The 19802-nt window shown below is 72.2% G+C and carries 16 protein-coding genes and 2 pseudogenes; 6 read left to right on the forward strand and 12 right to left on the reverse strand.

Annotated features, from left to right (window positions below; translation table 11 throughout):
- Positions 1-48: 48 nt before the first annotated feature.
- The 7 genes from ACFYR0_RS30710 to ACFYR0_RS30740 form a co-directional block, all read right to left on the reverse strand.
- The gene (locus tag ACFYR0_RS30710; protein WP_389335243.1) at positions 49-705 is read right to left on the reverse strand and encodes an LAETG motif-containing sortase-dependent surface protein; all 657 of its coding nucleotides are present in this window, start codon (positions 703-705) and stop codon (positions 49-51) included.
- A gap of 203 nt (positions 706-908) precedes the next feature.
- Positions 909-2033 (reverse strand): LOG family protein, encoded by a 1125-nt coding sequence (locus ACFYR0_RS30715; protein ID WP_389335245.1) that lies wholly within the window; start codon positions 2031-2033, stop codon positions 909-911.
- Between the two features lie 85 nt (positions 2034-2118).
- Positions 2119-2526, reverse strand: a complete 408-nt coding sequence (locus ACFYR0_RS30720) for a VOC family protein (RefSeq protein WP_389335247.1) — start codon at positions 2524-2526, stop codon at positions 2119-2121.
- Between the two features lie 137 nt (positions 2527-2663).
- Positions 2664-4130 (reverse strand): hypothetical protein, encoded by a 1467-nt coding sequence (locus ACFYR0_RS30725; protein WP_389335249.1) that lies wholly within the window; start codon positions 4128-4130, stop codon positions 2664-2666.
- On the reverse strand, positions 4112-4852 hold the full coding sequence (locus ACFYR0_RS30730) for an ABC transporter ATP-binding protein (protein WP_389335252.1): 741 nt from the start codon (positions 4850-4852) through the stop codon (positions 4112-4114). The genes ACFYR0_RS30725 and ACFYR0_RS30730 overlap by 19 nt, the downstream gene beginning before the upstream one ends.
- A 193-nt stretch (positions 4853-5045) precedes the next feature.
- Positions 5046-6410: an aspartate aminotransferase family protein gene (locus ACFYR0_RS30735; RefSeq protein WP_386378004.1), complete on the reverse strand. Its 1365-nt coding sequence runs from the start codon at positions 6408-6410 to the stop codon at positions 5046-5048.
- A 19-nt stretch (positions 6411-6429) separates the two neighbouring features.
- Positions 6430-6945: an Lrp/AsnC family transcriptional regulator gene (locus ACFYR0_RS30740; RefSeq protein ID WP_389335256.1), complete on the reverse strand. Its 516-nt coding sequence runs from the start codon at positions 6943-6945 to the stop codon at positions 6430-6432.
- A 163-nt stretch (positions 6946-7108) separates the two neighbouring features.
- Between ACFYR0_RS30740 and ACFYR0_RS30745 the strand changes: the two genes are divergently transcribed.
- Both ACFYR0_RS30745 and ACFYR0_RS30750 read left to right on the forward strand, forming a co-directional pair.
- Positions 7109-8548: a gamma-aminobutyraldehyde dehydrogenase gene (locus ACFYR0_RS30745; RefSeq protein WP_389335259.1), complete on the forward strand. Its 1440-nt coding sequence runs from the start codon at positions 7109-7111 to the stop codon at positions 8546-8548.
- Between the two features lie 292 nt (positions 8549-8840).
- Positions 8841-9090: pseudogene (locus ACFYR0_RS30750) on the forward strand (spermidine/putrescine ABC transporter substrate-binding protein); the annotation flags it as partial.
- Positions 9091-9132: 42 nt separating this feature from the next.
- On the opposite strand, the gene ACFYR0_RS30755 reads toward ACFYR0_RS30750, so the two are convergent.
- Positions 9133-10092, reverse strand: a complete 960-nt coding sequence (locus ACFYR0_RS30755) for a hypothetical protein (RefSeq protein WP_389335317.1) — start codon at positions 10090-10092, stop codon at positions 9133-9135.
- Between the two features lie 157 nt (positions 10093-10249).
- On the opposite strand from ACFYR0_RS30755, the gene ACFYR0_RS30760 reads away from it, so the two are divergent.
- On the forward strand, positions 10250-12514 hold the full coding sequence (locus ACFYR0_RS30760) for a heavy metal translocating P-type ATPase (protein ID WP_389335262.1): 2265 nt from the start codon (positions 10250-10252) through the stop codon (positions 12512-12514).
- A gap of 138 nt (positions 12515-12652) precedes the next feature.
- Positions 12653-13189: a hypothetical protein gene (locus ACFYR0_RS30765; protein WP_389335265.1), complete on the forward strand. Its 537-nt coding sequence runs from the start codon at positions 12653-12655 to the stop codon at positions 13187-13189.
- Here ACFYR0_RS30765 and ACFYR0_RS30770 read toward each other — a convergent pair.
- From ACFYR0_RS30770 to ACFYR0_RS30780, 3 genes and pseudogenes are all read right to left on the reverse strand, one after another.
- Positions 13179-14333 carry a serine hydrolase domain-containing protein gene (locus tag ACFYR0_RS30770; protein ID WP_389335268.1) on the reverse strand — a complete coding sequence of 385 codons (1155 nt, stop codon included), beginning with the start codon at positions 14331-14333 and terminating at the stop codon, positions 13179-13181. The genes ACFYR0_RS30765 and ACFYR0_RS30770 overlap by 11 nt on opposite strands.
- 169 nt (positions 14334-14502) lie before the next feature.
- The gene (locus tag ACFYR0_RS30775; protein ID WP_389335271.1) at positions 14503-15189 is read right to left on the reverse strand and encodes a glycerophosphodiester phosphodiesterase; all 687 of its coding nucleotides are present in this window, start codon (positions 15187-15189) and stop codon (positions 14503-14505) included.
- Positions 15190-15209: 20 nt separating this feature from the next.
- A pseudogene (locus ACFYR0_RS30780) lies at positions 15210-16372 on the reverse strand (adenosine deaminase).
- A 56-nt stretch (positions 16373-16428) separates the two neighbouring features.
- On the opposite strand from ACFYR0_RS30780, the gene ACFYR0_RS30785 reads away from it, so the two are divergent.
- Entirely contained in the window at positions 16429-17313 is an 885-nt protein-coding gene (locus ACFYR0_RS30785) for a hypothetical protein (RefSeq protein WP_389335274.1), read from the forward strand.
- A 176-nt stretch (positions 17314-17489) separates the two neighbouring features.
- Here ACFYR0_RS30785 and ACFYR0_RS30790 read toward each other — a convergent pair whose 3' ends face one another.
- Positions 17490-18050, reverse strand: a complete 561-nt coding sequence (locus ACFYR0_RS30790; protein ID WP_389335276.1) for an NADAR family protein — start codon at positions 18048-18050, stop codon at positions 17490-17492.
- Positions 18051-18262: 212 nt separating this feature from the next.
- Between ACFYR0_RS30790 and ACFYR0_RS30795 the strand changes: the two genes are divergently transcribed.
- Complete coding sequence (locus ACFYR0_RS30795; protein ID WP_389335320.1) at positions 18263-19798, forward strand: gamma-aminobutyraldehyde dehydrogenase; 1536 nt, start codon at positions 18263-18265, stop codon at positions 19796-19798.
- The last annotated feature ends 4 nt before the right edge of the window (positions 19799-19802 follow it).

A 19802-nucleotide genomic window follows, 5' to 3' on the forward strand; every position in this document is an offset into this window, starting at 1 on the left:
GCCGCGAAGCGGGGGCGGCGCCGGGCGCCGCCCCGGTGGCGCGAGAGGTCAGCGGCCGTTCGAGCCGCGTCGGCGCATACCGAAGAACACCGCGCCGCCGCCGACCACGACCAGGGCGGCCGCGACACCGGCGATGAGACCGGTGTTGGAGCCGGCGCCGGTCTCGGCGAGGTTGGACTCTCCGGCCGCGGGCGAGGGGGCGTTGCTCGCGGGCGGTTCGCTCGCGTCCTGCGGGGCCGACGGCGTCGGGGTCGGGGTCGCCGACTCCGAGGGGGCCGGGGCGCTCTCGGAGGGGGGCGCCGACGGGGTGGACGGCGAGGGCGCCGGGGTGTCGCCCTTCTTGCAGGGGGTGGAAGGCGTCACGAGGTTCGGCTTGATGTCCTCGTCGACATAACCCTTGGCCACCACGTGGACGCGGTACTCCGCGTTCGGCTTCCAGTCCTCGGCGAAGGTGATGGTGGTGCCCTTCGCGGACCCCTTCACCTCCTGGGTGCCGACCAGGCGTTCGTCGGCACCGTTGTTCTCCAGGTAGACCGAGACCGTGGCGGGGATGCCGGCCGCGTCCTTGTCGGTGACGGTGATGACGCCCTTGTTTCCGTCGCACACGGCGGCGGCGGTGAACTCGCTGATGTCGCAGGCCAGCGCGTTGCCAGCGACACCGAGCGCGAGCGCGGCGGAAGCGGCGGCGACACCGAGGGCACGCACGGAACGACGTGCGTTACGGCGGGATATGGACACGTTTGTCCTTAAGTGATGTGCTATTTGAGGGGGGTTGATATCCGAGGAGAGCCGAAACGCGCACCGCGGAAGGGACGCTTCAACTTCCCCACGAGGATCACAGGTTTATAAGCGCGCGGTCGGCAGTGTCAATGCGCGGGCACGTCACGGTCGTTGCCTTTGCCTGGTTATTAACCGCCGAGACGTTTCAACGCCTCCGGAGCCTCCTCGATCCGGTCGACCAGCGCGATCCGTGTCTCCATCGAGCGGTCGCGGGCCAGGGCCCGGAGCAGCGGCCAGGCGGGCAGTCGCTGCGTCCAGTGCTCCCGGTCGACGAGCACCATGGGCGTCGGTTCGCCGCGCGACTCGTAGTAGTTCGGGGTCGCGTTGTCGAAGACCTCCTGCAAGGTGCCGGCGGCGCCGGGCAGGAAGATCACTCCGGCGTTGGAGCGGGCCAGCAGGCCGTCCTCGCGAGTGGCGTTGGCGAAGTACTTGGCGATGTGCGCGGCGAACGGGTTGGGCGGTTCGTGGCCGTAGAACCAGGTCGGGATGCCGATCGAGGCGCCGCCCCTGGGCCAGCGGGCGCGCACCTCGAAGGCGGCCGTCGCCCAGTCGGTGATGGACGGGCTGAATCCGGGCGCCTTGGCGAGGAGTTCGAGGGCCTCCGTCAGCATCCCGTCCTCGTGGGGAGCGGCGTACGCGCCGAGGTTCGCCGCCTCCATCGCGCCGGGGCCGCCGCCGGTGGCGACGGTGAGGCCGGCGCGGGCCAGTTCACGGCCGAGGCGGGCGGCGTCGGCGTAGCCGCGGGTGCCGCGGGCCATCGCGTGGCCGCCCATCACGCCCACCACGCGGGCACCGGTGAGGAGTTCGTCGAGCGCGTCCGAGACGGAGTCGTCGTGGATGGCGCGGAGCATGGAGGAGAGGACGTCCCGGTTCGCCTTCGTCCGCTGCAGCCAGGCGTAGGCGCGGGCGTCGGGCGTGGCCTCGTAGCCGCGTTCGGAGAGGGAGGAGAAGAGTTCGTCCGGGGTGTAGAGCAGTCCGCGGTACGGGTCGAAGGGGAGGTCCGGGAAGGGCGGGAGGACCATCGCGCCGTCGGTGCGTATCTTCGCGGCGGCGTTCTCGCGCATCGGGCAGCCGAGGAAGACGGCGCCCGTGGTGTCGGTGGTGAGGAGTTCGCGCGTACGGTCCGTCAGGTCGACGGCCTGGACGCGGTATCCGGCGAGCGTGCCGCGCGCGGCGACGGTCGCGTCGAACTCCTCCAGGGTCTCTATCTCGCGGTCGTTGTGGTGGGCCGCATGGGCGGGCATCGTCTGCACCCGCTCATGCTAGGAGCTGTCGTTCGGATCAGGCCGGCCCGATCCGAACGACAGCTCTCAGGCACCGTGTTCGAGACCGCCGGGGTCAGCCCTGGACCGCCGCCGGGTCCATCCACATGATCTCCCAGGTGTGGCCGTCGAGGTCGTCGAAGGCGCGGCCGTACATGAAGCCCATGTCCTGGGTCTTGCCGGTGGCGGTGCCGCCGAGGGAGATCGCGCGGTCGACCAGCTCGTCGACCTTCTCGCGGCTCTCCGCGCTCAGACAGACCAGCACCTCGCTGGTCTTGGAGGCGTCGGAGATCTCCTTGTCGGTGAACGTCGCGTAGAACGGCCTGGTGAGCAGCATCGCCACGATGGTCTCGCTGATCACGACCGAGGCCGCGTTCTCGTCGCTGAACTGGGGGTTGATCGTGTAGCCGAGGCCGGTGAAGAACTCCTTGGAGGCGTCCAGGTCGTTCACGGGAAGGTTCACGAAGATCATCTGCTGGTACATGTGGTGTCTCTCCCATCGGTGTCGTGCTGTTCACGGGGTTGGACCGGGGGTCCGGGAAGAACTCATCGCTCCTCGCGGAGCTTTTTTCCGCCGGTCTCGGCCCGGTGTCCCGGCTCGTCCTCGGGGCGGTGGCCGGGTCAGCCTGTCAGGGGCTGGGCGGCGAGTTCCGCCACGATCAGGGTCAGCGGGCCGAACAGGGCGAGCAGCGCCCCGGCGCGCAGGGCCGCCGCCATGCGCAGGGTGGTGGCGGGTGCGCCGAGGCGGAGCAGGGCGGCCGTGGTGTCCGCCCGGGAGTGCTTGGCCTCCACGGCGGCGGTGAGCAGGGTGGCCAGGGTGCAGCCGGCGACCAGGAGGGTGCCGAGGGTGGTCAGGGGGCCGATGGTGTCGCCGTCGGGGTCGTAAAGGGAGCCCATGGCGTAGGCGGCGGAGGCGACCGCGCAGACGACGCCCAGGGGACGGCCGATGCGGGTGGCCTCGTCCATGAGGACGCGGCCGGACAGGAGGCGCAGGGCGCCGGGGCGGACCGCCTGGAGCAGACGGCCGCACAGGTGGGTGAGGCCGGGCCCGGCGAGGGCGAGACCGACGGCGGTGAGGACCCAGCCGAGCAGGACACCGGCGGAGTTGCCGGTGAGGCCGCCGGGGAGGGGGAGGCCGCCCGGGGCCGCGGTGCGGCTGGAGTAGGCCTCGACGGTGAGGCCGGCCGCGAGGGTGGCGATGCCCCAGGGCAGGGCGGTGGGGCGGGGTGCCGGGGTGCGCGGGTCGGCCTGGGGGACGCCGGTGTCGGCGAGGGCCTGTGCGGGGGCCTTCGCGGGGGCCGGGACCTGGTGGGTGACGGACGCGGTGTGCCCGTGGTGCCCGACGGGCTCGGCGGCCGGGTCGTGCGGGCGGCGTGGGTCGTCCGGCCGTGGGTGGCCGGAATCCGGGCCGTCGGACCCTGCGGTGTCCGGCCGCGCACCGTCCGGGCGTGCCCTGTCCGGTCGGGGGCTGTCCGACCGTGCGCCGAAGCGGCCGTAGGCGCCGAACGTGTCGGGCGAACCCGCCCGGCCGTACGCGCCGAAGCGGCCGAAGACGCGGGGGGCGTCCGCTCGCCGGGGTTCGCGCGGGCGCAGGGCGACGGCCACCGATACGGAGGCGATGACCGGGACCAGGGAGAGGAGCGTCAGGGCCCCGGGGAGGGGCAGCGGCCGGTCGGCGGCCAGGACGTCCGCGGCGTCGCCGTCGAAGGGCATGCCCGTGAGGTCGCCGCGCAGATGGAGGAAGAAGAGGAGGGCCAGCATGGAGCCGAGCAGCGTGGACAGGACCGTGGTCGTCGCGGAGACGGCCATCAGACGGGTCGGGCCGAGGCCGAGGGCCGACAGACCGGCGCGTGGCCTGGTGCCGGGGTCGGCCCGGGCGACCGCCACCGCGAAGTGGACCGTCGCGGCCAGCGGCGCCGCGCACCAGGCCAGCCGCAGGGCGGAGGCGGCGGGGGAGTCCGGGTGGGTCAGGGCGTGGCCGAGGGCGCACAGCAGCAGGAAGCCCGTGCCCGCCGAGGCGGCCGCGACCAGCAGTCGGCGTAGCTGGACGGCCGGGCGGGCGCCGCGGCTCAGACGGAGAGCGAGCACGTGGCCCGGCCTTCCGCGTCGGCCATGGGAGGCAGATGGACCGTGTTCACCCGGCGGCCGTCCAGCAGGGACACCGTGCGGTCGGCGAGGGCGGCGGTCTCCGCGTCATGGGTGGCCAGCACGACGGTGATGCCGTGCGAGCGGGCGGCGGTGGTGAGGGTGCGCAGGACGTGGGCGCGGTCGGCGCGGTGCAACGGGGCCGTCGGCTCGTCGGCGAACAGGACCGAGGGCGCGGGGGCGAGCGCGCGGGCGATGCAGACGCGCTGGCGTTCGGCGTGGGTCAGCTGGTGCGGGCGGCGGCGCGCGCCCTCGCCCACGTCCAGCCGCTCCAGCCATTCCAGGGCGGCGGTCTTGGCGCGGCGCCTGGTGGTGCCGCGCAGCATCAGCGGCAGGGCGGCGTTCTCCCAGACGTTGAGCTCGGGCACGAGCACCGGGGCCGGGTCGATCCAGCCGAAGCGGTCGCGGCGCAGCCGTTCGCGGGCCATGGGGCCCATGGTGTGGACGGGGACGCTGTTGAACCAGACCTCGCCGCGGCGCGCGGGCACCAGCCCGGACAGACAGGCCAGCAGAGCGGTCTTGCCGCTGCCGCGCGGGCCGCCGACGGCGAGGATCTCGCCCTCGCGGACGCCGAGCGAGACGCCGCTCAGGGCGGGGGAGCCGTCGCTGTGCTGGTAGTGCAGGGACCGTGCCCAGAGCACGTCGTTGTCCGGCGGGGCCTCCATGGGCGTACACCTTCGTTCAGATCCGTAGTTCCCGTGTCTCGTCCCCCGTGCGGGGGAACGAAGGCAGGGCCGATCGGTCACAGGGCACGCTAGGCAGCGGGTCGCGCGAGGCCGGACAGCACGCGGCCCCGGGACGTCCTTTCTCACTCGAACGGACGGCACCGGGGCCGGTGTTGATCACCTGAGAGGAAGATCAGAGCTTCGTCCACGCCTCCGTGAGCGTCGCGCGCAGGATCTGCTCGATCTCGTCGAAGGTCCCCTGGTCGGAGATCAGCGGCGGGGCGAGCTGCACGACCGGGTCGCCGCGGTCGTCGGCCCGGCAGTACAGGCCGTTGTCGAAGAGGGCCTTGGAGAGGAAGCCGTACAGGACGCGCTCGGTCTCCTCCTCGTTGAAGGACTCCTTGGTGGCCTTGTCCTTGACGAGCTCGATGCCGTAGAAGAAGCCGTTGCCGCGGACGTCGCCGACGATCGGCAGGTCGTGCAGCTTCTGGAGCGTGGAGAGGAAGGCCCCCTCGTTGTCGAGGACGTGCTGGTTCAGCTTCTCCTTCTCGAACAGGTCGAGGTTGGCGAGGCCGACAGCGGCGGAGACGGGGTGGCCGCCGAAGGTGTAGCCGTGCAGGAAGGTGTTGTCGCCCTTGTAGAACGGCTCGGCGAGGCGGTCGGAGATGATGCACGCGCCGATCGGGGAGTAGCCCGAGGTCATGCCCTTGGCGCAGGTGATCATGTCCGGGACGTAGCCGAACTTGTCGCAGGCGAAGGTGGTGCCGAGGCGGCCGAAGGCGCAGATGACCTCGTCCGACACGAGCAGCACGTCGTACTTGTCGCAGATCTCGCGCACGCGCTGGAAGTAGCCGGGCGGGGGCGGGAAGCAGCCGCCGGCGTTCTGCACGGGCTCCAGGAAGACCGCGGCGACGGTGTCCGGGCCCTCGAAGAGGATCTGCTGCTCGATCTGGTCGGCGGCCCAGCGGCCGAAGGCCTCGGGGTCGTCGCCGAAGAGCGGGGCGCGGTAGATGTTGGTGTTGGGCACCTTGTGCGCGCCCGGCACGAGCGGCTCGAAGGGCGCCTTGAGACCCGGCAGACCCGTGATGGACAGGGCGCCCTGAGGGGTGCCGTGGTAGGCGACCGCGCGGGAGATGACCTTGTACTTGGTGGGCTTGCCGGTCAGCTTGAAGTACTGCTTGGCGAGCTTCCAGGCGGTCTCGACGGCCTCGCCGCCACCGGTGGTGAAGAAGACCTTGTTGAGGTCGCCGGGGGCCTCGTGCGCCAGGCGCTCGGCCAGTTCGACGGCCTTGGGGTGGGCGTAGGACCACACCGGGAAGAAGGCGAGCTCGCTCGCCTGCTTGGCGGCGACGTCGGCGAGCTCGGTGCGTCCGTGACCGGCCTGGACGACGAACAGACCCGCGAGACCGTCGAGGTAGCGCCTGCCCTTGTCGTCGTAGATGTAGGTGCCCTCACCGCGGACGATGGTCGGGACGGGGGAGTTCTCGTACGAGGACATGCGGGTGAAGTGCATCCACAGGTGGTCGTACGCGGATCGGCTGAGGTCCTTGGTGCTCACGGTTATCGGGTCCTCACGGTTATCGGGTTCCCCACATGTAGGTCTGCTTCTTGAGCTTCAGGTAGACGAAGCTCTCGGTGGAGCGCACGCCGGACAGGGCACGGATGCGTTTGTTGATGACGTCCAGCAGGTGGTCGTCGTCCTCGCAGACGATCTCGGCGAGGACGTCGAACGAGCCCGCGGTCATCACCACGTACTCGACCTCCGGCATGGCCGTCAGCGCGTCGGCTATCGACTCGACGTCGCCCTCGACGTTGATGCCGACCATCGCCTGCCGGCGGAAGCCCACGGTGAGCGGGTCCGTGACGGCGACGATCTGCATCACGCCCTGGTCGAGCAGCTTCTGGACGCGCTGGCGCACGGCCGCCTCGGAGAGCCCGACGGCCTTGCCGATGGCGGCGTACGGCCGGCGGCCGTCCTCCTGGAGCTGTTCGATGATGGCGAGGGAGACGGCATCCAGCTGGGGAGTGCCGTTCCTGGGCTCGCGGGAGTCCCTCTGGTCTGCGCTTCGACTGGCCACGAGCTCACTCTGCACGAGGACTCGTCGGTTTCGCAAGGCTGGATCGATGAAATTCGTTGTTTCAGCGATTCATGCGTGCGGATTTCGCAGATCTGAAAGGGAGGGGGGTGTTGAAACCGTGGACGGAACGATTAGGGTGGGCATCTCAAGGAATGGACACTCGACAGGAGGGCCGGCAGTGACCACCGAGCTGCGTCGTCTGCGCAACTACATCGACGGGGAGTTCCGGGACGCCGCCGACGGACGGACCACCGACGTGGTGAACCCCGCCACCGGCGAGGCGTACGCCACCGCACCGCTGTCCGGGCAGGCGGACGTCGACGCCGCCATGGCGGCCGCCGCCGCGGCCTTCCCGGCCTGGCGCGACACCACCCCGGCCGAGCGTCAGAAGGCCCTGCTGAAGATCGCCGACGCGTTCGAGGAGCGCGCCGAGGACCTGATCGCGGCGGAGGTCGAGAACACCGGCAAGCCGATCGGTCTCACCCGGTCGGAGGAGATCCCGCCGATGGTCGACCAGATCCGCTTCTTCGCGGGCGCCGCCCGCATGCTCGAGGGCCGCAGCGCCGGCGAGTACATGGACGGCATGACCTCGATCGTCCGCCGCGAGCCGATCGGCGTCTGCGCGCAGGTCGCGCCGTGGAACTACCCGATGATGATGGCCGTGTGGAAGTTCGCCCCGGCCCTCGCCGCGGGCAACACCGTCGTACTGAAGCCGTCGGACACGACCCCCGCGTCCACGGTCCTGATCGCCGACATCGTCGGCTCGATCCTGCCCAAGGGCGTCTTCAACGTCGTCACCGGCGACCGTGACACCGGCCGTCTGATGGTCGAGCACCGCACCCCGGCGATGGCCTCCATCACCGGCTCGGTGCGCGCGGGCATGTCGGTCGCCGAGTCGGCGTCCAAGGACCTCAAGCGCGTCCACCTGGAGCTGGGCGGCAAGGCCCCGGTCGTCGTCTTCGAGGACACCGACATCGCCAAGGCCGTCGAGGACATCGCGGTAGCGGGCTACTTCAACGCCGGCCAGGACTGCACGGCCGCCACCCGTGTGCTCGTCCAGGCCTCCATCCACGACGAGTTCGTCGCCGCGCTCGCCAAGGCGGCCGCCGACACCAAGACCGGCCAGCCGGACGACGAGGACGTCCTCTACGGGCCGCTGAACAACCCCAACCAGCTCAAGCAGGTGTCCGGGTTCATCGAGCGCCTGCCCGCGCACGCCAAGGTCGAGGCCGGTGGCCACCAGGTCGGCGAGAAGGGCTACTTCTACGCCCCGACCGTCGTCTCCGGCCTGAAGCAGGACGACGAGATCGTCCAGAACGAGGTCTTCGGCCCGGTCATCACCGTCCAGTCCTTCAACGACGAGGACCAGGCCGTCGAGTGGGCCAACGGCGTCGAGTACGCCCTCGCCTCCTCGGTGTGGACCAAGGACCACGGCCGCGCGATGCGCATGTCCAAGAAGCTCGACTTCGGCTGCGTGTGGATCAACACCCACATCCCGCTGGTCGCCGAGATGCCGCACGGCGGCTTCAAGAAGTCCGGCTACGGCAAGGACCTGTCCGGGTACGGCTTCGAGGACTACACCCGTATCAAGCACGTGATGACCTCGCTGGACGCGTAAGCGCTCCGCGCGAGAGCGGTCGGCCCGGGCTGCCTCGGCGGCTCCGGGCGGCCCACTCGGCCCAGTCGGCCCCGGACGGAGGGCGGAGCGTCCGGGGTCGCGTCGTGGCCGGGAACGCCTTCGCGGGTGCGAGCGCCGGCCGTGGGTGCTTTTGCGCAGTTCCCCGCGCCCCCAAGAAGGCAGTTCCCCGCGCCCCCGAAAAAAGCGGTGCTCCGCGCCCCCCAAAAAAGGCGTCGGCATCACTGTCGGCCCGCCCTCGACAACGTGTCGGCCGGCCTCGTTTCCGCTCGACGTCGTCGACCACTACTACGACCCCGAGGTCGCCGCCGCCGAGCTGGCCGCCTGGGTGAACTACGTCTGCCCGGTGCCCGCCGCCCGTGACGTGCTGGCCTCGGTCAAGGACGGGGAGACCGCCGAGCTGGCCGAGAACCCGCTGATCTTCCCCGACGACGCGATGCGCGCGCGGCCGGCCGTCGCCCGGGCGTCACGGCCGGGGGCGCACGGAGTTCGGCAGACGGTGGAACGCGATCGCCGGGTTGTGACGACCGCGTTCCCGGGTGGGCGCCGGCGGTCCGGCCGGGCCGTCAGTGGCCGTGGCCCGTGGAGCGCTCCGCCTCCGGCGCGGCCGGACCGGCCGTACGGCCGTCCGCCCGCGCCGTGCCGTCCGTGTGCACCGTGAAGGCGGCCGTACGCACCTTGCCGTCGACCTTGAAGTCGAGGAAGAGGCGGTAGTCGCCGGTGCTCGGCGCGGCCGCCGTGAAGGCCACCTCCGGTCCCGAGGCCGCCGTGCCGCGGGCCTCGTCGTGCGGATGGACGTGCAGATAGGCGAGGTCACCGGAGCGCAGGGCGACGAGGTGGCCGTAGGCGCCGAGGTAGGGCTGGAGGCGGGCCGGTTCGCCGGCGCGGGTGACCTCGAAGGTGAGGTCGCTCTCGGCGCCCGGGGCGAGTGAGCCGGTGAGCTCGACGGTGTAGCCGTCGACGGTGGCCCGCGCACCGGTCTCGGGGAGCCCGGCGGGCGCGTACCGGCCGGTGACCGCGAGGTCGGTGCCCAGCGTCAGGTTCTCGCCGCCCGCGGCGGGCGTGAAGTCGGCGAAGACCCGGTAGGAGCCCGCGGCGGGCAGTTCGGCGCCGGTGCTCCAGGTGCCGTCGGCGCCGCGGACCGGGTGCAGATGGCGGTACGTGGTGAGGTCCCGGGACGCCACGATCAGGTGCAGTTCCTTCTCGTGCTCGCGCCGGTACTCGGTCACCGGGCGCCCTTGCTCGTCGCGCACGGTGAAGCGCAGGACGCTCTCCTCGCCCGCGGGCACGCGGGCGGTCTCCAGGTCGAGCGTGTAGCCGCCCTCGGAGACCTGGAGGCCGCCGGGCGGCCGCGCCCCGGGCCCGGTGTCGGCGGGCTTCTCGGCGGGGGCGTGGCCGCCGTGGGCGGCGGGGCGCTTCCCGCTGTCCGGGGAGACCGGGCCGACCACGTCCCCCACGGCGAAGGCGGTGCCGAAGGTGGCGGCCACGGCTGCGGCGAACGCGGCGATCTTCACTACGGGCTTCATCTCGGGCTCCTCGTACAGCTTCAAGGCGACTCCCCTCATTCATGCATACCCCTATGGGGTATTACAAGGCCTTGCCAGGAAATACCTGAGGGGGGTATACCTGGAACAGTCAGATACCCCTTAGGGGTATACGAAGCCCGGTCCTGGAGGACTCCTCATGACCACGACGGCACCCGAGGCCACCGACGCCGGCCGGGTCGAGCTCGCCATCGGCGGTATGACCTGCGCCTCCTGCGCGGCGCGCATCGAGAAGAAGCTCAACCGCATGGACGGCGTCACCGCCACGGTCAACTACGCGACCGAGAAGGCGCAGGTGACCTACGCGGGTGCCGTGACCGTCCCCGACCTGATCGCGACGGTCGAGGCCACCGGGTACACCGCGCGGGAGCCCCGGCCGGCCGTGGCCGAGCCCGGCCCCGAGCGGGCCGAGGCCGAGCCCGATGAGCTGAGGCCGCTCAAGGAACGGCTGGTCACCGCCGTCGTGCTGGCCGTGCCGGTGATCGCGATGGCGATGGTCCCCGCGCTCCAGTTCGAGTACTGGCAGTGGCTGTCGCTGACCCTGGCGGCGCCCGTGGTGACGTACGCGGCCTGGCCGTTCCACCGGGCCGCGTGGACCAACGCCCGGCACGGGGCCGCGACGATGGACACGCTCATCTCGGTCGGCACCTCGGCGGCGTTCCTCTGGTCGCTGTGGGCGCTGTTCCTCGGTACCGCGGGGACGCCCGGCATGACCCACCCCTTCGAGCTGACCATCGCCCGCAGCGACGGCTCGGGGAACATCTACCTGGAGGCAGCGGCCGGAGTCACCGCCTTCATCCTGGCGGGGCGCTACTTCGAGGCCCGCTCCAAGCGGAAGGCAGGTACCGCGCTGAAGGCGCTGCTGGAGCTGGGCGCCAAGGAGGTCACCGTCCTGCGCGGCGGCCGCGAGGAACTGATCCCGGTCGGCGAGCTCAAGGCCGGTGACCGCTTCCTGGTCCGCCCCGGGGAGAAGATCGCGACCGACGGCACCGTGGTGGAGGGCTCCTCCGCGGTGGACGCCTCGATGCTGACCGGCGAGTCCGTGCCCGTGGAGGTCGGCGTCGGCGACGGCGTCACCGGCGCCACCCTGAACGCGGGCGGCCGGCTGGTCGTCGAGGCCACCCGGGTCGGCGCGGACACCCAGCTCGCCCGGATGGCCAGGCTCGTCGAGGACGCGCAGAACGGCAAGGCCGCCGCCCAGCGGCTCGCCGACCGGACCTCCGGGGTGTTCGTCCCGGTCGTCATCGCCCTCGCGCTCGGCACCCTCGGCTTCTGGCTCGGCAACGGCGCCGGGCTGAGCGCCGCCTTCACCGCCGCCGTGGCCGTGCTGATCATCGCCTGCCCCTGCGCCCTGGGTCTGGCCACCCCGACCGCGCTGATGGTCGGCACCGGCCGCGGCGCCCAGCTCGGCATCCTGATCAAGGGCCCCGAGGTCCTGGAGAGCACCCGCAAGGCCGACACCATCGTGCTGGACAAGACCGGCACCGTCACCACCGGCCGTATGACCCTCCTCGCCGTCCACACCGCCGAGGGCACCGACGAGGCCGACGTCCTGCGTCTGGCAGGCGCCCTGGAGCACGCCTCCGAGCACCCCGTCGCCCAGGCCGTCGCCACGGGAGCCCTCGACAAACTCGGCTCGCTGCCCACGCCGGAGGACTTCGCCAACATCGCCGGTCTCGGCGTGCAGGGCGTCGTCGAGGGCCACGCCGTCCTGGTCGGGCGGGAGAAGCTGCTCGCCGAGTGGGCGATCGAACTGCCCACCGCGCTGAAGGAGGCGAAGACGGCCGCCGAGTCCGCCGGGCGGACGGTGATCGCGGTCGCCTGGGACGGCGAGGCCCGCGCGGTGCTGGAGGTCGCGGACGCGGTCAAGGACACCAGCCGCGAGGCCGTCACCCGGCTGCGCGCCCTCGGGCTGACCCCGATCCTGCTCACCGGGGACAACGAGGCCGTCGCCCGCGCGGTGGCCGCCGAGGTCGGCATCGCCCCCGAGCACGTGATCGCCGAGGTGATGCCGCAGGACAAGGTCGACGTCGTCAAGCGCCTCCAGGGCGAGGGCCGTTCGGTCGCCATGGTCGGCGACGGCGTCAACGACGCGGCCGCCCTCGCGCAGGCCGACCTGGGCCTGGCCATGGGCACCGGCACGGACGCGGCGATCGAGGCCGGCGACCTGACCCTGGTCCGCGGCGACCTGCGGGTGGCCGCCGACGCGATCCGGCTCGCCCGCCGCACCCTCGGCACCATCCGCTCCAACCTGTTCTGGGCCTTCGCCTACAACGTGGCCGCCCTGCCGCTCGCCGCGGCCGGGCTGCTCAACCCGATGCTGGCCGGTGCCGCGATGGCCTTCTCCTCGGTCTTCGTCGTCGGCAACTCCCTGCGGCTGCGCAGCTTCCGGGCGGCGGGCTGACGGCCGCACCGTTTTCGGGCGGCGAACCGACAGCCGCACCATTGCCGGGCGGCGAGCTGACAACGGCTCGAAGCGGGGCCCCTGCTGCCAAGGGGCCCCGCTTTTGAACGTGTTCAATTCGAGGCGTACGCTGACCCCATGAATGACAGAGCCGCCCTGGTGAAGGGCATCCGCGCCTGGCTGGTCCTCTTCGTCGTCTGCCTGGTGCTCAGCGGTGCCACGGCCTTCCCGCTGGTCCACGAACTGCGCTGGACCGAGGACCTGTTGCACGCCCTGTCCGTGCAGGACCATCTGCCGGGCCTGACGGACTGGATCACCCGGGTGCGCAGCGGACTCGACGCCGCCGACGCCGACTACCCGTTCCTCCTCTACGGCACCGACTGGCTGGCCTTCGCCCATCTGGTCATCGCCGTCGCCTTCTACGGCGTCTTCCGGGACCCGGTCCGCAACATCTGGGTCGTGGAGTTCGGCATGATCGCCTGCGCCGGGATCGTCCCGCTCGCGCTGATCTGCGGGCCGATCCGCGACATCCCCTTCTGGTGGAGCGTCATCGACATGTCCTTCGGCGTCTTCGGGGTGATCCCGCTCTACGTCGTACGCCGCCGGATCAAGCGGCTGGAGGCGCTGACCGCCACGCCCCCGAGCGCGCTGGACACCCCGCCCGTCACCGCGTGAACGCGGGGAACGCGAAGCGCTGGGCGAGGGCCAGGCCCTGGGAGCGCGCGTCGGTGGAGTTGACCGAGAAGACCACGGTGCGGCACAGGTCCGGGGTCGCGGCGACACCCGTGGCGTACCCGGGCCGTGAGCCCGACTTGCCCCAGATCTCCTGGCCGCCGAGGGTGAAGCGCTCCAGCGCCATGCCGTAGCGCGCCCCGTCGAACGGCACGGTCAGCATCTCCCGCACCAGCGCGGGCGGTACGACCCGGCCGCCCAGGACGCCCTTCAGCAGCCGCTCCAGGTCGGCGGTCGTCGAGATGAGATCGCCGGCCGCCCACCGGTCGGACATGTTCCACTCGGTGACGTCGACCAGTTCGCCGCTGATCCACTCGTACCCGCGGTTGTGCGGCCCTCGCACCCGCGGGTCCGGGCCGGCCGGGAACGACGAACCCCGCATGCCCAGCGGCCCGAAGACCCGGGTCCGCGCCTGATGCGCGTACGTGTCGCCGGTGATCTTCTCGATCAGCAGGCCGAGCACGGTGTAGTGGATGTTGCCGTACGTCTGCCGCGAACCGGGCGTGTACCCGGGGCCCTTGGCGACGGCCGCCGCGACCACCTCCCGCGGTGTCAGCGTCTCGAAGCGGTGCGGGAACATCTCCTCGGTAGAGTCGCCGAAGCCCGCGCCGGGCTGGACACCGCTGGTGTACGTCAGCAACTGCCGTACGGTCACCGGCTCGAAGTCGTCGGTGAGCAGGCCCGGCAGATACTCCTGCACGGTCCCGTCGAGGGCGATGCGGCCCTCGGCGACCAGTTGCAGCACCACCGAGGCGGTCACCAGTTTGGTCACCGAGCCCGCCCGGAACCGGCCCCGCTCCAGCACCGGCCCCCCGGTGCGCAGATCGCGGACCCCGGCCGCGCCGTGCCAGGCGCCCTTGCCGCCCACCCGGACCAGCGCCGCGGTGACGTCGTCGGCCGGGATGCCGGCCAGCGCGGCGGAGAGGGCCTCGGTGTCCGGGGCGCTCGTGCCGGTGCAGGCCGCGGGGGCGGGGTGCCCGCCGGACGCGGCGAACACGGGGGCGGCCAGCGGGCCGGCCGTGAGGGCGAGCACGAGCGAGGCGGCGAGGGAGGCGGTGACCAGGGAAGTACGGCTGCGCGGACGCATGGGCGGGCTCCTCGGAGGGCCGGGTGCGGACGATGTGTGATCATCCTGCGGCCCCGCGCACCGCCGCGGATCGTCGCCGAGGAGGGCACCGCCCCTCGGGAAACCCTCAGCAACTCACCCCTGGGAAAGGGAAGTTGTCAGGGTCCGCCCCTACGGGACCGGTCCGCCCCTACGGGACGTCCTTCAGGGCGCTCAGCACCTCGACGCGGTTGGTCGTGATCGAGTCGACGCCCATACCGATGAGACGGCGCATGCTGCGGCGGGTGTCCGGCGTCCACACCGACAGCAGCAGCCCGTCGCGGTGCACCCGCGCGGCGAGGTCACGGGTGACCAGGCCCCAGCGGTAGTTGAGCCAGCGCGGCCGTACGGCCGCCAGCAGCCCGGCGCGCGGCGGTGCCAGCGTCGTCCAGGTCAGCGCGATCTCGGCCGATCCGTCGGCCTCGCGCACCGCCAGCATCGCCGGGGCGCCGGCGCAGTAGTACACGCGGTCCCGCGCCCCGCTCGCGCGTACCGCGTCCACCACCCGGGCCGCGGTGCGCACATCGCGCAGGCCCGGCAGGTCCACCATCACCCGGTGCCCGTCGGTCGCGGCCAGCGCCTCGGCGAGCGTCGGCACCGCGCCCTCGGTCAGGCCCCGCAGCTCCTCCGCGGACAGCACGCGCAGCGGCCGGTCCACCTCCCACAACCGCTTCAGCGTCTCGTCGTGCAGCAGCACCGGCACGCCGTCCCGGGTGAGCCGTACGTCGATCTCCACGGCGTCCGCGCCCAGTTCGAGCGCGGAACGCAGGGAGTCGAGGGTGTTCTCGCGGTAGCGGTAGGGGACACCGCGGTGGGCCACGGCGGTCACGTTCTGCATGGGCCCATTGTGATCCGCCGTCAGGGCGCCAGCCACGCCGCGGTGTACGTGTCGATCTCGTCGACGATCCGCTGCTTGCCGGCCTCGTCGAGGAAGGAGGCCTCCACGGCGTTCTTCGCGAGTTCGCCGAGGCCGCGCTCGTCCAGCCCCAGCAGCCGCGCGGCGACCGCGTACTCGCTGTTGAGGTCGGTGCCGAACATCGGCGGGTCGTCGGAGTTCACCGTCACCAGTACGCCGGCGGCCACGAAGTCCTTGATGGGGTGCTCGTCGAGCGTCGTGACCGCGCGCGTGGCGATGTTGGAGGTGGGGCACACCTCCAGCGCGATCCGGTTCTCGGCGAGATGGCGCAGCAGCTTCTCGTCCTGGGCCGAGCTGGTGCCGTGCCCGATGCGCTCGGCGCCGAGGTAGGTCAGCGCGTCCCACACGGTCTCCGGGCCGGTGGTCTCGCCGGCGTGCGGCACGGAGTGCAGTCCGGCGGCGATGGCCTGGTCGAAGTAGGGCTTGAACTGCGGCCGCGGTACGCCGATCTCGGGCCCGCCGAGTCCGAAGGAGACCAGGCCCTCGGGGCGGAGCCGGTCGTCGGTGGCCAGCCGCGCGGTCTCCTCGGCGGACGCGAGCCCCGCCTCGCCGGGGATGTCGAAGCACCAGCGCAGCACGGTGCCGAACTCGGTCTCGGCGGCCTTGCGGGCGTCCTCGATGGCGTCCATGAAGGCCCGCGCGTCGATGCCGCGCCGGGTGGAGGAGTACGGCGTGATGGTCAGCTCGGCGTAGCGCACCTGCTGGCGGGCCAGCTCACGGGCCACCTCGAAGGTCAGCAGCCGGACGTCCTCCGGGGTGCGGATGAGGTCGACGACGGACAGGTACACGTCGATGAAGTGGGCGAAGTCCGTGAAGGTGAAGTAGTCCGCGAGCGCCTCGGGGTCGGTGGGCACCTTGGAGTCGGGGTGGCGGGCGGCCAGTTCGGAGACGATCCGGGGGGAGGCGGAGCCGACGTGGTGGACGTGCAGTTCGGCCTTGGGCAGTCCGGCGATGAAGGCGTGCAGGTCGCCGGAGCCGGTTGCGGCGGTCGGGATGGCGCGGTCGGTCAAGGGTTCCTCCCGGGAACGGCGTCCCCGGACCGGCGGGCCCGGGACGCTGGTGATCGGCTGATCGGTGACTCGGGATCATCGTAGGCCGGGGGCACGGCGCGGGAACGAGGGCCGTAGCATGACGGGACTGCCGACAGAGGGGATCTGGCGCATGTCCGACGAGACGCAGCCGCCGGCCGGGCCGCAGCACGGTGGCGCGACGCCGCCCCAGGGCGACGGTCCGTGGTCGGCGCCCCAGGACGCGGCCGGGCCGGTTCCGCTGGGCAAGGGCGGGACCGCGGGGCCGGCCCCCGCCGCGGGCCCCGAGCGTGATCTCTGGGCGCCGCCCGCCGACGACGGCTCGCCCGGTCCGGGGCACACCATCGCCTCCGGCGCGCTGCCCATCGTGAACCCGTCCATGCACGACCAGCAGACGGTCACCTCCCTGCCGAGCCTGGGCGGCGGCCCGCAGCCCGCGCCCTGGACCGACCCGTCGGCCCAGGCCCCGGGCGGCTACCCGCCGCCCGCCGCGCAGACGCCCGCCTCCGGCACGCCGGGTGCCACGGACCCCTTCGCCCCGCCGGCCGCGTCCTATCCGCCCCCGGCCGGCCCCTTCACGGCTCCCGGAGCCGGTCAGCCCGTCCCGCCGCCGCCCCTCTCGCCCGACGGTCCCGGCCAGCCGGGGTACGGCTACCCGGGCGGCGCGGCCGGTTACGGCTATCCCGGCGGCACCTCCGGCTACGGCTACCCGGGTTCCGCGCAGCAGGCCCCCGCGGGGCCCGGTTACTACGGGTGGCCGGGGCTGCCGCCCGTGCCCAGCAACGGCATGGGCACGGCCGGTCTCGTGCTCGGGATCATCGCGGACGTCGTCTTCTGTCTGTGGCCGGTGGCCATCGTCGTGGGCATCCTGGCCGTGATCTTCGGTGCCGTCGGCCGTGCCAAGGCCGGCCGCGGCGAGGCCACCAACCCGGGCCAGGCCCTGGCCGGCATCATCTGCGGCGTGGTCGGCATCGCCCTGGGTGTGGGCTTCGGCGTCCTGGTGGTGGCCAACGCGTAGGACGGGCGCGACGGGCCGGGCTGCCCCTGTCCCGGGCCGGCCCGGGTGCCCCGGCCCGGGATTGCCCGGAGGCCATGGCTACGGGTGAGCCAGGGGCCGCTCAGGCCCCGCCCCAAAGTCGGCCGCTCAGGCCAACCCCCCGATCCGGCCCCTCAGGCCACCCCCCGATCCGGCCGCTACACCCCGCTCCGAAGCCGCTCCCGCGCCTCCATCAGCGCGAACCCCAGCAGGTTCGGTCCCTTCCAGCGCTCCGGGTCCCACGCCCCGTCGTCGTTTGCCGCCAGACCGATGCCCCAGACGCGGTCCACCGGACTGGCCTCCACCAGCACCCGCTGCCCCGTGCCGAGCAGGAACTCCCGCAGCCCGGGGTGCGCGGCGAACTTGTGGACGCTGCCCTCGACCACGATCCCGAAGCGCTCGCGCTGCCATACGCCCTCGTCGAAGCCCCGCACCAGCCGCCCGGCCTTCTTCGCCTGCGAGGGGTGCTCCGAGGCGAGGACCTGCCGCTCCGCCTCGGGGTCGTCGAACAGCCGCGCCTTGCCGGCCATCATCCAGTGCTCGGCCGTCGCGTACCGCACGCCGTCCACCGTGAACGGTGACGGCCACCACTGGCTCAGACAGCTCGCGCCGATCCGGCCGTCGGCCGTGGGCCTGTGCCCCCAGAAGTGCAGATACCTGATCCCCACCCCCGCGTGGACCTCCCTGATCAGGGCATCCCGAGAATCGATCTTTCCCATGCACGCGAGTGTGGCACGCACCACTGACAGTCCGTCTTCGGTTTTTCGTGTCGACTCGACACCTGGTCGACAGATTCCGTTGCGTAACCAAAAGGCAACAACGGAATCACTTGTTGGAGTCCATGTGCTCTGTCAGGATCGGCACTCAAATCGAGCTGGAGCTACGCCCACCCGCCCCCGTGGACAGCGGGGCGAAGGCGGAGGAGAGCGACATGCACAAGCCGGGCAACGCCACCCCGGAACGATTCCCCGCACATGAGCGCTTCGCGGCCGGGGCGCAGTACATCGCGGGCCGCTTCACGAAGGGCGCCTCGGGCCGTACCCACACGGTCACCGACCCGGCCACCGGCGAGGAGGTCCTCACCTACGAGCTGGCGGGAACCGGCGACGTCGACGCGGCCGTGGCCGCCGCCCGCGAGGCCTTCCCCGGCTGGGCCGGGGCCACCCCGGGCGAGCGCTCCGACGCGCTGCACCGGCTGGCCGCGGTGATCGCCGAGCGCGCCGAGGAGTTCGCCCGCGCCGAGTCCCTCCAGTGCGGCAAGCCGCTGAAGCTGACCCGTGAGTTCGACGTGCCGGGCACGATCGACAACACGGCCTTCTTCGCGGGCGCCGCCCGGCATCTGCAGGGCCAGTCGGCCGGCGAGTACTCCGGCGACCACACCTCGTACGTGCGCCGCGAGCCCATCGGCGTGGTCGGCTCCGTCGCGCCCTGGAACTACCCGCTCCAGATGGCCGCCTGGAAGATCCTCCCGGCCGTCGCCGCGGGCAACACGATCGTGCTGAAGCCCGCCGAGCTGACCCCGCTCACCTCGCTGCTGTTCGCCGAGGCCTGCACCGAGGCGGGCCTGCCCGACGGCGTGGTCAACGTCGTCACGGGCCTCGGCCGCGAGGCCGGCGAACACCTGGTCGGCCACCCGGACGTGGCCATGACCTCCTTCACCGGCTCCACCGCGGTCGGCAGGCGCGTCGCCGAGATCGCCACGGCCACCGTCAAGCGCCTCCACCTGGAGCTCGGCGGCAAGGCGCCCTTCGTCGTGTTCGACGACGCCGACCTGGACGCCGCCGTCAACGGCGCGGTCGCGGGCTCCCTGATCAACACCGGCCAGGACTGCACCGCCGCCACGCGCGCGTACGTGCAGCGGCCCCTCTACGAGGCCTTCGTCGAGCGGACCGCCGCCCTGATGGAGACCGTCCGCCTGGGCGACTCGTTCGCGTCCGGCACCGACCTCGGCCCGCTGGTCTCCCACGCGCAGCGCGACCGTGTCGCCGCCTTCGTCGACCGGGCGCGCGGGTACGCGCGCGTGGTCACCGGCGGCGAGGCCCCCGGCGGCGAGCTGGCCAAGGGCGCCTACTACCGGCCGACGCTGGTCGCCGACGCCGCCCAGGACAGCGAGATCGTCCAGTCCGAGATCTTCGGGCCCGTCCTGGTCGTGCTGCCCTTCGACACGGACGACGAGGGCATCGCGCTGGCCAACGACACCCCGTACGGGCTGGCGGCCTCCGCCTGGAGCCGGGACGTCTACCGGGCGAACCGGGCCACGCGGGAGATCAAGGCGGGCTGTGTGTGGGTCAACGACCACATCCCGATCATCAGCGAGATGCCGCACGGCGGTTATGGCCAGTCCGGCTTCGGCAAGGACATGTCGGCGTATTCGTTCGAGGAGTACACGCAGATCAAGCATGTGATGTTCGACAATACGGCGGTGCCGAGGAAGGACTGGCACCGCACGATCTTCGGGGACCGCTAGCCGT

Source organism: Streptomyces sp. NPDC005017 (assembly GCF_042873115.1).
Classification (GTDB): Bacteria; Actinomycetota; Actinomycetes; order Streptomycetales; family Streptomycetaceae; genus Streptomyces.

Coding starts and splice junctions, on each gene's coding strand:
- ACFYR0_RS30770 (WP_389335268.1), bottom strand. CDS start 14,333: ATGCGTCCGCGCAGCCGTACTTCCCTGGTCACCGCCTCCCTCGCCGCC.
- ACFYR0_RS30720 (WP_389335247.1), bottom strand. CDS start 2,526: ATGTACCAGCAGATGATCTTCGTGAACCTTCCCGTGAACGACCTGGAC.
- ACFYR0_RS30760 (WP_389335262.1), top strand. CDS start 10,250: ATGACCACGACGGCACCCGAGGCCACCGACGCCGGCCGGGTCGAGCTC.
- ACFYR0_RS30775 (WP_389335271.1), bottom strand. CDS start 15,189: ATGCAGAACGTGACCGCCGTGGCCCACCGCGGTGTCCCCTACCGCTAC.
- ACFYR0_RS30785 (WP_389335274.1), top strand. CDS start 16,429: ATGTCCGACGAGACGCAGCCGCCGGCCGGGCCGCAGCACGGTGGCGCG.
- ACFYR0_RS30765 (WP_389335265.1), top strand. CDS start 12,653: ATGAATGACAGAGCCGCCCTGGTGAAGGGCATCCGCGCCTGGCTGGTC.
- ACFYR0_RS30755 (WP_389335317.1), bottom strand. CDS start 10,092: ATGAAGCCCGTAGTGAAGATCGCCGCGTTCGCCGCAGCCGTGGCCGCC.
- ACFYR0_RS30790 (WP_389335276.1), bottom strand. CDS start 18,050: ATGGGAAAGATCGATTCTCGGGATGCCCTGATCAGGGAGGTCCACGCG.
- ACFYR0_RS30795 (WP_389335320.1), top strand. CDS start 18,263: ATGCACAAGCCGGGCAACGCCACCCCGGAACGATTCCCCGCACATGAG.
- ACFYR0_RS30730 (WP_389335252.1), bottom strand. CDS start 4,852: ATGGAGGCCCCGCCGGACAACGACGTGCTCTGGGCACGGTCCCTGCAC.